Origin of the sequence: Pseudomonas sp. Marseille-Q5117 (genome assembly GCF_946901175.1) — a bacterium.
Classification (GTDB): domain Bacteria; phylum Pseudomonadota; class Gammaproteobacteria; order Pseudomonadales; family Pseudomonadaceae; genus Aquipseudomonas; species Aquipseudomonas iranensis.
Window position 1 is genome coordinate 1 of record NZ_CAMPPP010000021.1, and the last position, 13,314, is coordinate 13,314.

Here is a 13,314-nt window from a genome sequence, read left to right on the forward strand (position 1 = left end):
GGGAGAGGGCTAGGGTGAGGGGCTTTTGATTTTGCTTTTGATCTTCAGGCAACTTCCACGCAGCCGCAGCATATGGATCTGAAAAAAAGCCAAACCCCAGACACAAAAACGCCCGGCATAACCCGGGCGTTCTGTATTGACTTGATTAACGAGCGCGGTAAGTGATCCGCCCTTTGCTCAAGTCATAGGGCGTCAGCTCGACGCGCACTTTGTCACCGGTAAGAATACGAATGTAGTTCTTGCGCATCTTGCCGGAAATATGCGCGGTTACGACGTGCCCATTTTCCAACTCCACACGAAACATGGTGTTGGGCAGGGTGTCGACGACAGTGCCTTCCATTTCGAAGCTGTCTTCTTTCGACATGCAGTAAAGCCCTCGGTATCCAATGAATGGCCCGGTGCAACTGCGCCAGGCAAAAGCGGCGTGCATTGTGCCCGAAAAATGGTGTTTACGCCAAGGGGTTTAGGCCGCAGGTTCAGTTCAGGATGACCCAGCGCTGATTGATCAGCAATTCGATGGGTCGATATTGCGTCTTGTAATTCATCTTTTTGCAGTTCTTGATCCAGTAACCCAGGTACACGGCCTCAAGGCCCAGACGCTGGCTCTCGGCGATTTGCCAGAGGATTGCGTAACGGCCGAGGCTGCGGCGTTCTTCGTTCGGTTCGTAGAAGGTGTACACCGCCGACAAACCGTTAGGCAGCAGATCGGTGACTGCTACTGCGAGCAACCGTCCGTCGAGTCGAAATTCGTAGAAGCGCGAGAAGGGCAGGTCACGCACCAGGAACGTCGAGAACTGATCGCGGCTCGGCGGGTACATGTCGCCGTCGGCATGGCGCTGTTCGATGTAGCGCTGGTACAGGTCGAAATATTCTTCGCTGAAGTGCGGTTTGACCGGCTGCACCTGCAAATCCGCGTTGCGTTTGTAGATACGCTTCTGCTGGCGATTGGCGATGAACTGGGCGGAGGGGATGCGCGCAGGCACGCACGCATTGCAATTCTGGCAATGCGGCCGGTACAGATGATCGCCGCTGCGACGAAAGCCCATTTCCGACAGGTCTGCGTAGACGTGCACATCCATGGGCTGACTCGGGTCGAGAAACAGCGTCGTGGCCTGCTCCTCGGGCAGATAACTGCAAGAGTGGGGCTGAGTGGCATAAAACTTCAAACGCGCCAACTCGGTCATGAATCAACCCTCGGGATAAGCTGGTGGATTAAGTGTAAGCCACCTGCGCAAAAGTCGCTCAGCAAACCCAGGTCGCTGAATTCGGTTGATCTAGATGGCGCCGCAGATAGTCGGCGAATTCGCCGCGCGGAATGGACCGTGCACCGAGGCTGTGCAAGTGATCGGTCGGCATCTGGCAATCGATGAGCACAAACCCGGCGGCTTTCAAATGCTTCACCAGCGTGGCAAAGCCATATTTGGATGCATTGTCAGCGCGGCTGAACATCGACTCGCCAAAAAACAGTTGGCCCATCGCCAGGCCGTACAGGCCGCCGACCAGCTGTCCCTCGTCCCAGACCTCAACCGAATGAGCGAAACCGCGCCGATGCAGTTCTACGTAAGCATCCTGCATGGCCTCGGTGATCCAGGTGCCGTCGGCGTAGTCACGCGGGGCAGCGCAGGCGCGGATGATGGCGTCGAAATCCTGATCGAAGGTCACTTGGTAGCGTTGCTTGCGCAGCAGCTTGCCGAGACTGCGCGAGACGTGCAGTTCGTCGGGAAACAGCACGGTGCGAGGGTCTGGCGACCACCAGAGAATGGGTTGGCCTTCGGAGAACCAGGGAAAGCAGCCATGGCGATAGGCCTGGATCAGGCGGTCGGCGGACAGATCGCCGCCGGCGGCGAGCAATCCGTTCGGCTCGCGCATGGCTTTTTCCAGTGGCGGAAAGGTCAGGGAATTACGTTGTAACCAAGTCAGCATGGCATCCAGGCTTGCAGAAGGGGAGGGCGGTCAGGGGGCGTGCAGGCCCCGCGAAAGAGTTTGCCGCGAAACGGCGCCGCTGTCCTGCACAGTTGTCTGGTGCAGCGAGCATTGAGCTGCAACTTGATGTGTCGCCCGTGGTCGTAAGCGTCGCTGTGTCGATGCTGTTTAGCATTCCCGTGAGCCCGATCCGGCCAGGTTCGCTACGTTCATCAAATACAGCTCATAAGCCTTTGTCACAAAAGGCAATGCATGCTCCAATTGCAAGGCATTGCGTGTGCGATTGGCTATGCTCAAGGCCGGGGTCTGAAACATGGCGTCGGGCGCACAAACCCGTACAATGCCGGGTTGTGACGGTCTTTTCGCTGCGCACAGTGTTTATGGCTGTGTTTATAAAACCAGTGGCACAGTGTTAAAAGTAGTCCCAGTTGAGCTTTTCACCTTTTTTACCTGCCTGGATTGGGCAGTTTTTTATCGTCATTCAATAGATGGACGCGCCTCGGGCGCAGGAAAAGAAGCGTTTTGAAGAAGACCACCGAAGCACCCAAAACAGTCGTTCCGCTCTGGCGCCAGCAACTGCACTACCGGCTCAAGGAAGGTGCATTGATCGCCATCGGCGCCTTGTGCCTGTTCCTGATGATGGCTTTGCTGACTTACGGCAAGGACGACCCGGGCTGGAGCCATAACAGCAAGATCGACGATGTGCAGAACTTCGGCGGCCCGGCCGGCTCGTACAGCGCCGATATCCTGTTCATGGTGCTCGGTTACTTCGCCTATATCTTTCCGTTGCTGCTGGCGGTCAAGGCGTACCAGATCTTCCGTCAACGTCACGAGCCATGGCAGTGGAGCGGCTGGCTGTTTTCCTGGCGCCTGATCGGTCTGGTGTTCCTCGTACTGTCCGGTGCTGCGCTGGCGCACATTCATTTCCATGCCGCGACCGGTCTGCCGGCCGGCGCTGGCGGCGCCCTGGGCGAAAGCCTTGGCGATCTGGCGAAGAATGCACTCAACATCCAGGGCAGCACGTTGCTGTTCATCGCGCTGTTCCTGTTCGGCCTGACCGTATTCACCGACCTGTCGTGGTTCAAGGTGATGGACGTCACCGGCAAGATCACCCTCGATCTGTTCGAGCTGTTCCAGGGCGCGCTCAACCGCTGGTGGTCGGCGCGCACCGAGCGCAAGCAACTGGTCGCGCAACTGCGTGAGGTTGATGACCGCGTCCACGATGTGGTCGCACCGACTGTCACCGACAAGCGTGAACAGGCCAAGGTCAAGGAACGCCTGATCGAGCGTGAGCAAGCGCTGAGCAAGCACATGTCCGACCGCGAGAAGCAGGTGCCACCGGTGATCGCGCCGGCACCGGCCAAGGCCCCAGAGCCGAGCAAGCGCGTACAGAAAGAGAAGCAGGCGCCGTTGTTCGTCGACAGCGCGGTCGAAGGCACCTTGCCGCCGATCTCCATCTTGGATCCTGCGGAAAAGAAACAGCTCAACTATTCGCCTGAGTCCTTGGCAGCGGTCGGCCACTTGCTGGAAATCAAGCTCAAGGAGTTCGGCGTCGAAGTCACCGTTGACTCGATCCACCCGGGCCCGGTGATTACCCGTTACGAGATCCAGCCTGCCGCCGGGGTAAAAGTCAGCCGTATCGCCAACCTGGCCAAAGACCTCGCGCGTTCGCTGGCGGTGACCAGTGTGCGGGTCGTCGAGGTGATTCCGGGCAAGACCACCGTCGGTATCGAGATTCCCAACGAAGACCGCCAGATCGTGCGTTTCTCCGAGGTGCTGTCGACCCCCGAGTACGACAACTTCAAATCCCCGGTCACCCTGGCGCTCGGTCATGACATCGGCGGCAAGCCGGTCATCACCGACCTGGCGAAGATGCCGCACTTGCTGGTGGCCGGTACCACCGGTTCCGGTAAGTCCGTGGGCGTGAACGCGATGATCCTGTCGATCCTGTTCAAGTCCGGGCCTGACGACGCCAAGCTGATCATGATCGACCCGAAAATGCTTGAGCTGTCGATCTACGAAGGCATTCCGCACCTGCTCTGCCCGGTTGTGACCGACATGAAGGACGCCGCCAACGCCTTGCGCTGGAGCGTTGCCGAGATGGAGCGTCGCTACAAGCTGATGGCGAAAATGGGCGTGCGTAACCTGTCCGGCTTCAACGCCAAGGTCAAGGAAGCCCAGGATGCCGGCGAGCCGTTGAGCGATCCGCTGTACAAGCGCGAAAGCATTCATGACGAAGCGCCGCTGCTGCAGAAACTGCCGACCATCGTTGTAGTGGTGGACGAATTCGCCGACATGATGATGATCGTCGGCAAGAAGGTTGAAGAACTGATTGCCCGTATTGCGCAAAAAGCGCGTGCGGCGGGGATTCACTTGATTCTTGCGACCCAGCGCCCGTCGGTGGACGTGATCACCGGTCTGATCAAGGCCAACATCCCGACCCGTATGGCGTTTCAGGTATCGAGCAAGATCGACTCGCGGACCATCATCGACCAGGGTGGCGCCGAGCAACTGCTCGGTCACGGTGACATGCTCTACATGCCGCCGGGCACCAGTCTGCCGATCCGCGTCCACGGCGCATTCGTCTCCGACGATGAGGTTCACCGCGTGGTCGAAGCGTGGAAGCTGCGCGGCGCGCCGGAATACAACGACGATATCCTCAACGGTGTCGAAGAGGCAGGCAGCGGCTTTGAAGGCAGCAGTGGCGGTGGCGACGGGGATGATCCGGAAGCCGACGCGCTGTATGACGAAGCGGTGCAGTTCGTCCTCGAAAGCCGTCGCGCGTCGATTTCCGCTGTGCAGCGCAAGCTGAAGATCGGCTACAACCGTGCCGCGCGGATGATCGAGGCGATGGAGATGGCCGGCGTCGTTACCTCAATGAACACCAACGGTTCGCGTGAAGTCCTGGCCCCGGGCCCGGTACGCGACTGAAACGCAACGACGCGGGTGGCGCAATGACGCGCCACCCGCTCTCCCACGATTATTCAAGAGGACTCTCATGCGCCTTATCCGCATGCTGTTGCCAGTACTGGCGCTGACCACACTCACGGCTCACGCCGATGAAAAGGACGTGGCGCGTCTGACCCAATTGCTCGAAACATCGAAAACCCTGTCGGCGAACTTTTCGCAGTTGACCCTCGACGGCACCGGCACCCAGTTACAGGAAACCACCGGCAACATGACCCTGCAGCGTCCGGGCCTGTTCTACTGGCACACCAACGCGCCGGCCGAGCAGACCATGGTCTCCGATGGCAAGAAAGTCACCCTGTGGGACCCGGATCTGGAGCAGGCAACCATCAAGAAGCTCGACGAGCGCCTGACCCAGACGCCGGCGCTGCTGCTGTCCGGCGATGTCTCGAAGATCAGCCAGAGCTTCGATATCAGCGCGAAAGAGGCGGGCGGCGTGATCGACTTCACTCTCAAGCCGAAAACCAAGGACACCCTGTTCGACAACCTGCGCCTGTCGTTCCGCAACGGCCTGCTCAATGACATGCAACTGATTGACAGCGTCGGCCAGCGCACCAATATCCTGTTTACCGGGGTCAAGGCCAACGAAGCGGTGCCAGCGTCCAAATTCAAATTCGACATTCCCAAGGGTGCCGACGTTATCCAGGAATAAACACCGGCCCTTTGTGTCAGGGCCTTTGTGGTGAGGGCCTGCTATTGAGGGGCTATTGTGGCGAGGGGATTTATCCCCGTTGGGCTGCGCAGCAGTCGTCGCTTTTGGGGCCGCTTCGCAGCCCAACGGGGATGAATCCCCTCACCACAGGTTCTTCAGCAGATTTCAGAAATCAGAGGTTTCAACGCTACGTGATGGATCTGTTTCGCAGTGCACCGATTGCCCAACCCTTGGCCGCGCGTCTGCGTGCGGCCAATCTGGATGAGTACGTCGGTCAGGAACACGTGCTCGCTCGCGGCAAGCCTCTGCGTGAGGCGCTGGAGCAGGGCGCGCTGCATTCGATGATCTTCTGGGGGCCGCCGGGCGTGGGCAAGACCACCCTGGCGCGCCTGCTCGCAGAAGTCTCGGATGCGCACTTCGAAACGGTTTCGGCGGTGCTCGCCGGGGTCAAGGAAATCCGCCAGGCCGTTGAAATCGCCAAGCAGCAGGCCGGTCAGTACGGCAAGCGCACGATCCTGTTTGTCGATGAAGTGCACCGCTTCAACAAGTCGCAGCAGGACGCGTTTCTGCCCTACGTTGAAGACGGCACGCTGATCTTCATCGGCGCCACCACCGAAAACCCTTCGTTCGAACTCAACAACGCCCTGTTGTCGCGGGCCCGCGTCTACGTGCTGAAAAGCCTCGACGAAGCGGCGCTGCGCAAGCTGGTGCACCGCGCACTCACCGAAGAGCGCGGGCTGGGCAAGCGCAACCTGACCCTGAGCGATGAAGGCTTCCAGATGCTGCTGTCGGCCGCCGATGGCGATGGCCGGCGTCTGCTCAATCTGCTGGAAAACGCCTCTGATCTGGCCGAAGACAACAGCGAAATCGGCACCGAGCTGCTGCAAAGTTTGCTCGGTGATACGCGCCGGCGGTTCGACAAGGGCGGTGAAGCGTTCTACGACCAGATCTCGGCGCTGCACAAATCCGTGCGCGGCTCCAACCCTGACGGCGCGCTGTACTGGTTTGCGCGGATGATCGACGGCGGCTGCGATCCGCTTTATCTGGCCCGGCGCGTGGTGCGCATGGCCAGCGAAGACATCGGCAACGCCGACCCGCGTGCGCTGAGCCTGTGCCTGGCGGCATGGGAAGTGCAGGAGCGTCTCGGCAGCCCCGAGGGCGAATTGGCAGTCGCCCAGGCCATTACTTATCTGGCCTGCGCACCGAAAAGCAATGCGGTGTACATGGGCTTCAAAACCGCACTGCGCGCGGCTGCCGAAAACGGCTCGCTGGAAGTCCCGCTGCACCTGCGCAATGCACCGACCAAGCTGATGAAGCAATTGGGTTATGGCGACGAATACCGCTACGCCCACGACGAGCCGGACGCCTATGCCGCCGGCGAAGACTATTTTCCGGAAGAACTCGAGCCGATTCCGTTCTATCAGCCAGTGCCCCGTGGCCTGGAGTTGAAGATCGGCGAGAAGCTCAATCACCTCGCTCAGCTCGATCGTCTGAGCCCTCGGCAGCGGAGAAAATAGTGCTTCCATTGATCCTTGCAGTGTCGGTCGGCGGTGTTGCCGGCACCTTGTTGCGCTTCGCCACCGGTAATTGGGTCAGCGCCAATTGGCCGCGGCACTTCTATACCGCGACGCTGGCCGTTAATATCGTGGGCTGCCTGCTGATTGGCGTGTTGTACGGCCTGTTTCTGATACGCCCGGAGGTGCCGATCGAGGTGCGCGCCGGGTTGATGGTCGGCTTCCTCGGGGGGCTGACGACTTTTTCATCCTTTTCACTGGATACGGTGCGCCTGCTGGAAAGCGGGCAAGTGTTGCTGGCCCTGGGCTATGCCGCACTCAGCGTATTCGGCGGGCTGCTCGCGACGTGGGCCGGCCTGTCCCTGACCAAACTTTGATAACGAGAAACCGACATGCTCGATTCCAAACTGTTACGTAGCAACCTTCAGGACGTAGCGGACCGCCTGGCTTCCCGTGGCTTTGCCCTGGACACCGCGCGCATCGAAGCGCTGGAAGAACAGCGCAAGACCGTCCAGACCCGCACCGAAGCACTGCAGGCTGAACGTAACGCGCGTTCCAAATCCATCGGGCAGGCCAAGCAGCGTGGCGAAGACATCGCGCCGCTGATGGCGGACGTCGAGCGCATGGCGGGCGAGTTGAGCGCTGGCAAGGTCGAGCTGGATGCGATCCAGACCGAACTCGATTCGATCCTGTTCGGTATCCCGAACCTGCCGCACGAGTCGGTTCCGGTCGGCAAGGACGAAGACGACAACGTCGAAGTGCGCCGCTGGGGCACGCCGACTCAGTTCGATTTCGAAGTCAAAGACCACGTTGCCCTCGGCGAAAAGTTCGGCTGGCTGGACTTTGAAACCGCCGCCAAGCTGTCCGGCGCGCGCTTTGCGCTGTTGCGTGGCCCGATCGCGCGGCTGCATCGCGCACTGGCGCAGTTCATGATCAATCTGCATGTCACCGAACATGGCTACGAAGAGGCTTACACGCCTTATCTGGTTCAGGCTCCGGCGCTACAAGGCACCGGCCAGTTGCCGAAATTCGAAGAGGATCTGTTCAAGATTGCCCGCGAAGGCGAAGCCGATCTGTACCTGATTCCAACCGCCGAAGTGTCGCTGACCAACATCGTTGCCGGCGAAATCGTCGATTCGAAACTGCTGCCGATCAAGTTCGTCGCCCATACCCCATGCTTCCGCAGCGAAGCCGGTGCGTCAGGTCGCGACACGCGTGGCATGATCCGCCAGCACCAGTTCGACAAAGTCGAAATGGTTCAGATCGTCGAGCCATCGCAATCGATGGAAGCGCTGGAAGGCCTGACCGCCAACGCCGAAAAGGTTCTGCAACTGCTCGGTCTGCCTTACCGCACCCTGGCGCTGTGCACCGGCGACATGGGCTTCAGCGCGGTCAAGACCTATGACCTGGAAGTGTGGATTCCGAGCCAGGACAAATACCGCGAAATCTCCTCGTGCTCCAACTGCGGCGACTTCCAGGCACGGCGCATGCAGGCGCGTTTCCGCAACCCGGAAACTGGCAAGCCCGAGCTGGTGCACACCTTGAACGGTTCCGGCCTGGCGGTCGGTCGTACTCTGGTTGCCGTGCTGGAAAACTACCAGCAGGCCGACGGTTCTATCCGCGTACCGGACGTGCTCAAGCCGTACATGGGTGGCCTCGAGGTCATCGGCTAAATGAAATATCTGCCGCTGTTTCACAACCTGCGCGGCAGTCGTGTGTTGGTTGTCGGTGGGGGGGAAATTGCCTTGCGCAAATCCCGCCTGCTGGCCGATGCCGGTGCGCTGCTGCGGGTGGTCGCACCTGAAATCGAAACGCAACTGGCTGAACTGGTCGCTACCAGCGGCGGTGAATGCCTGTTGCGCGGTTACGCCGAAACGGATCTGGACGGTTGCGGGCTGATCATTGCCGCTACCGACGACGAAACGCTCAACGCGCAAGTCTCCACCGACGCCCACCGCCGTTGCGTGCCGGTCAACGTGGTCGATGCGCCGGCCTTGTGCAGCGTGATCTTCCCGGCAATCGTCGATCGCTCGCCGCTAATCATTGCCGTCTCCAGCGGCGGTGATGCGCCGGTACTGGCGCGCCTGATCCGGGCAAAAATCGAAACCTGGATTCCTTCGACTTACGGTCAATTGGCAGGGCTGGCTGCGCGTTTCCGCAATCAGGTGAAAAACCTGTTTCCGGATGTGCAGCAGCGGCGCGGCTTCTGGGAAGACGTTTTCCAGGGCCCGATTGCCGATCGTCAACTGGCCGGGCAGGGCGCTGAAGCCGAGCGCCTGTTGCAGGCCAAGGTCGATGGCGAGCCCATGGTCACCACTGGCGAGGTTTATCTGGTCGGTGCCGGTCCGGGTGATCCGGATCTCTTGACCTTCCGCGCGCTGCGTCTGATGCAGCAAGCCGATGTGGTGCTCTATGACCGCCTGGTGGCGCCGGCAATTCTTGAGTTGTGCCGTCGCGATGCCGAGCGGGTGTATGTCGGCAAGCGTCGTTCTGACCACGCAGTGCCGCAGGATCAGATCAATCAGCAACTGGTCGATCTGGCCAAGGCCGGCAAGCGTGTGGTGCGGTTGAAGGGCGGCGATCCGTTTATCTTCGGCCGCGGTGGCGAAGAGATCGAAGAGCTGGCGGCCCACGGTATTCCATTCCAGGTGGTCCCCGGCATTACGGCGGCCAGCGGTTGCGCTGCTTATGCGGGGATTCCGCTGACCCACCGTGACCATGCGCAGTCCGTGCGGTTTGTCACTGGCCACTTGAAGGATGGTTCCACCGATCTGCCATGGGCCGATCTTGTCGCCCCGGCGCAGACGCTGGTGTTCTACATGGGCCTGGTGGGTTTGCCGATCATCTGTGAGCAGTTGATCAAGCATGGTCGCGCGGCGGATACCCCGGCGGCGTTGATTCAGCAGGGCACTACAGTCAATCAGCGGGTTTTCACCGGCACGCTGGCGGATCTTCCGCGAATGGTGGCGGAGCATGAAGTGCATGCGCCGACTCTGGTGATCGTTGGCGAAGTGGTGCAGCTGCGCGAGAAACTGGCGTGGTTTGAAGGGGCGCAGGCGCAGGTCTGAACACCGCGTCGTTCCCTTCGCGAGCAGGCTCGCTCCCACAGGGGATTTGTGAATGACACAGATCTAATGTGGGAGCGAGCCTGCTCGCGAACGGGGTCTCGAAAACACCGAGCTAATCAACCCCGGCGCCAAACCCCTTTCCCGATCAACCGCTCGCGATCATGCGCTACGCTGAAATCCTGCTGCGGCCCCTTCGGCACCACGCCGGTCGGGTTGATGGTCTTGTGGCTGCCATAGTAGTGATGCTTGATGTGCTGAAAATCCACCGTCTCGGCAATCCCCGGCCACTGATACATCTCGCGCAGCCAGTTCGACAGGTTCGAGTAGTCGGCAATCCGCCGCAGGTTGCACTTGAAGTGCCCGTGGTACACCGCGTCGAAACGAATCATCGTGGTGAACAAACGCACATCGGCCTCAGTCAGGTATTCCCCGCTCAGGTAGCGATTGGCACCCAGCAGTTGCTCCAGATGATCCAGTTCGGCGAATACTTCATCGAATGCCTGTTCGTAGGCCTGCTGCGAAGTGGCGAACCCGGCGCGGTAGACACCGTTGTTCACCGCCGGGTAGATCCGCTCGTTCAGCGCATCGATTTCGTTGCGTAGCGGCGCCGGATAAAAGTCCAGATCGTTACCAGTGAGCCCGTCGAAGGCGCTGTTGAACATGCGGATGATTTCCGCCGATTCATTGCTGACAATGCGCTTGAGTTTCTTGTCCCACAGCACTGGCACCGTCACGCGCCCGGTGTAATCAGGCGTGTCAGCGGTGTAGCGCTGATGCATGAAGTCGAAGCCATCGAGTTTGTCGCCGGTCGAGCCGAGCGCTTTGTCGAAAGTCCAGCCGTTCTCCAGCATCAGCCAGCTGACCACCGACACGTCGATCAGACTTTCCAGCCCTTTGAGTTTGCGCAGGATCAGCGTGCGATGCGCCCAAGGGCAGGCGAGGGAAACATAGAGGTGATAGCGCCCGGCTTCGGCAGTGAAACCGCCTTCACCGCTGGGGCCTGGCTGACCGTCGGCGGTCACCCAGTTGCGGCGTTGCGCTTGTTCGCGCTGGAACGCGCCGTCCTTGCTGCTTTCGTACCACTTGTCCTGCCAGTGGCCGTCGACGAGTAAACCCATGATCAAGACTCCCAAAACCAATATTCGTTGGAGTCGAGTCTATTCCGATGAGTTCGAACAAAAAGCGCAAAGATCGGGCGCTAATGATCGGTTAGATCGATGTGTTGCGCGCCGCCCAATACTGTTCTGCGGTTGTGAAGGCCTGTTCGCGATTCTGACCGAGACCGCGCAGGGCGAGGGCCATGGTCGCAATCAAGGCCATTTGCGGGTAACTGTCGACCACATCGCCACGCCACACGGCTCTCAAGTGCTCGATGTCCAGCGAGGCGGGTTTGACATGGCGCTGCGCTGACAGCTGCGGCCATTCTTCGTCCCAGCTCTGACCGCCGCTGGTGCCATAAAGGTGGCTGGTGGCGTCGGGGGTGATCTCGATTTCACCGCCATCGCCCTTGACCACAATTGCCGTGTCGCCGAGCAAGCCGCTGGCATCGCGATGCACCGCCTGATAGCCCGGGTGGAAAATGCTTTGCAGGCCACAGCGTGCGCCCAACGGATTGAGAATCCGCGCCAGCGAGTGGATCGGCGACCGCAGGCCCAGGGTATTGCGCAGGTCGATCATCTTTTGCAACTGTGGCGCCCAGTCCACCAGCGGCATAAACGCCAGGCCGCCGTTGTCCAGTGCCGCGCCGACCTGCTGCCAATTGCGGCACAGGGGAATGTTCAGTTCGCCCAGCAGTTGTTCGCTGTACAGACGCCCGGCCGTGTGCGCGCCGCCGCCATGCATGAAGATGCGTACGCCGTTTTGCGCCAGGCACTTGGCCGCCAGCAGATACCACGGCAGGTGGCGTTTTTTGCCGGCGTAGGTCGGCCAGTCCAGGTCGACATTCAATGCGGGCGCGTGCAAGCGTGCGCGCAGGGCTTCGGTGAAACCGGCCATTTCCTCGGCACTTTCTTCCTTGTGCCGCAGCAACATCAGGAAGGCACCCAGTTGCGTATCTTCGACCTTGTCATCGAGCACCATGCCCATGGCCTCGCGGGCTTCCTCGCGCGTCAGGTCGCGGGCGCCGCGCTTGCCCTTGCCGAGAATGCGCACGAATTGCGCGAACGGATGCTCGGCAGGCGTTTCGAGGGTCAAAGCTGGAAAGTCGTTCATAGGCAATTCGTCGGTTTGGGCAGGCCCGCCAGTTTCGCGGCGAGTTTGGCAGGGGTGCCTTTGAACAGTCGGTTCAGGTGCAGGCTGTTGCCTTTGTCGGCGCCGAGTTTCAACGCGGTGTACTTGATCAGCGGACGCGTGGCCGGCGATAGCTGGAATTCGGCGTAGAAGCTACGCAGAAGCTCAAGGACTTCCCAGTGTTCGGGCGTCAACTCGATGTCTTCGGCGGCGGCGAGGGCGCTGGCGACTTCAGCCGACCAGTCGCTGAGGTCAACGAGAAAGCCGTCCTTGTCCAGTTCGATGGCGCGGGCGCCGACGGTCATTGAATTCATAGCCAGCTGTTGACCTTGGCGTGATGGATCGACAGTTCGACGAAGGCCGGGTAGTCAATGGCCTCGGCCCAGTCTGGAACCTCGATCGCACGCGCCTGTGCGTCCTCAACCAATACAAAAAGTTTGATTGGTCGCTCTTGCAGAGCAGCGAACGGCGCAGTGTCCGGTTGCAGCGCATACACCGCATCGCCGGACAACAACACAGCGTCGGCGCTGCCGAGCAGGCGCAGACAACTGCTCAGACGATCGTCGCCGAACGGGGAATGAGACAACACATGCAAAGTCGACATCAGAGGGTGATCACCTGATCGTAACGGTCAATAAGGGCGGTGATGTGTTCAGCAGCAAGCGGCTGCGCTTCGTCCAGCGACAGGTTGCCAAGACCGCGAGCATTGGCGCTTTCGGCGCAATAGAACAGCTCTTCGACACCAAACATAGGCAGCGCCTGCAGATTGGCGCTGAGGTCTTTCTGCTGCACGGCCCTGGCGTTCTGCCCAGCGGCCAGTTGCAGCACGCCGTCATCGAGAAACAGCAAACCGATCGGCAGATCGAAGGCGCCACCGGCGAGCACGATATCCAGCGCTTCCCGCGCGCCGGGGCCTGACCAAGGCGATTGGCGGCTGATGATCAACAGCGATTTGGCCATG

14 protein-coding genes are annotated in these 13,314 nt (G+C 60.3%); 6 read left to right on the forward strand and 8 right to left on the reverse strand.

Going from position 1 to position 13,314, the window contains the following annotated elements:
- Positions 1-145 precede the first annotated feature (145 nt).
- The 3 genes from infA to aat form a co-directional block, all read right to left on the reverse strand.
- The gene (gene infA, locus OC605_RS25100) at positions 146-364 is read right to left on the reverse strand and encodes a translation initiation factor IF-1 (RefSeq protein WP_002553999.1); all 219 of its coding nucleotides are present in this window, start codon (positions 362-364) and stop codon (positions 146-148) included.
- A gap of 112 nt (positions 365-476) precedes the next feature.
- Positions 477-1,184: an arginyltransferase gene (locus OC605_RS25105; protein ID WP_016775265.1), complete on the reverse strand. Its 708-nt coding sequence runs from the start codon at positions 1,182-1,184 to the stop codon at positions 477-479.
- Positions 1,185-1,242: 58 nt separating this feature from the next.
- On the reverse strand, positions 1,243-1,923 hold the full coding sequence (gene aat, locus OC605_RS25110) for a leucyl/phenylalanyl-tRNA--protein transferase (protein ID WP_262140162.1): 681 nt from the start codon (positions 1,921-1,923) through the stop codon (positions 1,243-1,245).
- 522 nt (positions 1,924-2,445) lie between these two features.
- Between aat and ftsK the strand changes: the two genes are divergently transcribed.
- From ftsK to cysG, 6 genes are all read left to right on the forward strand, one after another.
- Positions 2,446-4,854 carry a DNA translocase FtsK gene (gene ftsK, locus OC605_RS25115; protein WP_041477069.1) on the forward strand — a complete coding sequence of 803 codons (2,409 nt, stop codon included), beginning with the start codon at positions 2,446-2,448 and terminating at the stop codon, positions 4,852-4,854.
- A 67-nt stretch (positions 4,855-4,921) separates the two neighbouring features.
- Positions 4,922-5,542, forward strand: coding sequence for an outer membrane lipoprotein chaperone LolA (gene lolA, locus OC605_RS25120; protein ID WP_016775262.1), 621 nt, complete (start codon positions 4,922-4,924; stop codon positions 5,540-5,542).
- 194 nt (positions 5,543-5,736) lie between these two features.
- On the forward strand, positions 5,737-7,059 hold the full coding sequence (locus OC605_RS25125; protein ID WP_042609225.1) for a replication-associated recombination protein A: 1,323 nt from the start codon (positions 5,737-5,739) through the stop codon (positions 7,057-7,059).
- Complete coding sequence (gene crcB / locus OC605_RS25130; protein ID WP_123442126.1) at positions 7,059-7,433, forward strand: fluoride efflux transporter CrcB; 375 nt, start codon at positions 7,059-7,061, stop codon at positions 7,431-7,433. Before OC605_RS25125 ends, crcB begins: the two co-directional genes overlap by 1 nt.
- A 15-nt stretch (positions 7,434-7,448) precedes the next feature.
- The gene (gene serS / locus OC605_RS25135; RefSeq protein WP_130899282.1) at positions 7,449-8,729 is read left to right on the forward strand and encodes a serine--tRNA ligase; all 1,281 of its coding nucleotides are present in this window, start codon (positions 7,449-7,451) and stop codon (positions 8,727-8,729) included.
- The gene (cysG, locus tag OC605_RS25140; protein ID WP_262140164.1) at positions 8,730-10,124 is read left to right on the forward strand and encodes a siroheme synthase CysG; all 1,395 of its coding nucleotides are present in this window, start codon (positions 8,730-8,732) and stop codon (positions 10,122-10,124) included. It abuts the gene before it with no gap.
- Positions 10,125-10,240: 116 nt separating this feature from the next.
- Here the strand turns inward: cysG and OC605_RS25145 are convergent, their stop codons facing one another.
- The 5 genes from OC605_RS25145 to tusC form a co-directional block, all read right to left on the reverse strand.
- Positions 10,241-11,242, reverse strand: coding sequence for a glutathione S-transferase family protein (locus tag OC605_RS25145; RefSeq protein WP_262140166.1), 1,002 nt, complete (start codon positions 11,240-11,242; stop codon positions 10,241-10,243).
- A 91-nt stretch (positions 11,243-11,333) separates the two neighbouring features.
- Positions 11,334-12,335 (reverse strand): glycosyl transferase family protein, encoded by a 1,002-nt coding sequence (locus tag OC605_RS25150; protein ID WP_262140167.1) that lies wholly within the window; start codon positions 12,333-12,335, stop codon positions 11,334-11,336.
- Positions 12,332-12,667: a TusE/DsrC/DsvC family sulfur relay protein gene (locus tag OC605_RS25155; protein WP_016770652.1), complete on the reverse strand. Its 336-nt coding sequence runs from the start codon at positions 12,665-12,667 to the stop codon at positions 12,332-12,334. The genes OC605_RS25150 and OC605_RS25155 overlap by 4 nt, the downstream gene beginning before the upstream one ends.
- Positions 12,664-12,957 (reverse strand): sulfurtransferase complex subunit TusB, encoded by a 294-nt coding sequence (gene tusB, locus OC605_RS25160; RefSeq protein ID WP_186566414.1) that lies wholly within the window; start codon positions 12,955-12,957, stop codon positions 12,664-12,666. The genes OC605_RS25155 and tusB overlap by 4 nt, the downstream gene beginning before the upstream one ends.
- Positions 12,957-13,313: a sulfurtransferase complex subunit TusC gene (tusC, locus tag OC605_RS25165; protein WP_186566417.1), complete on the reverse strand. Its 357-nt coding sequence runs from the start codon at positions 13,311-13,313 to the stop codon at positions 12,957-12,959. The genes tusB and tusC overlap by 1 nt, the downstream gene beginning before the upstream one ends.
- Position 13,314: the final 1 nt, after the last annotated feature.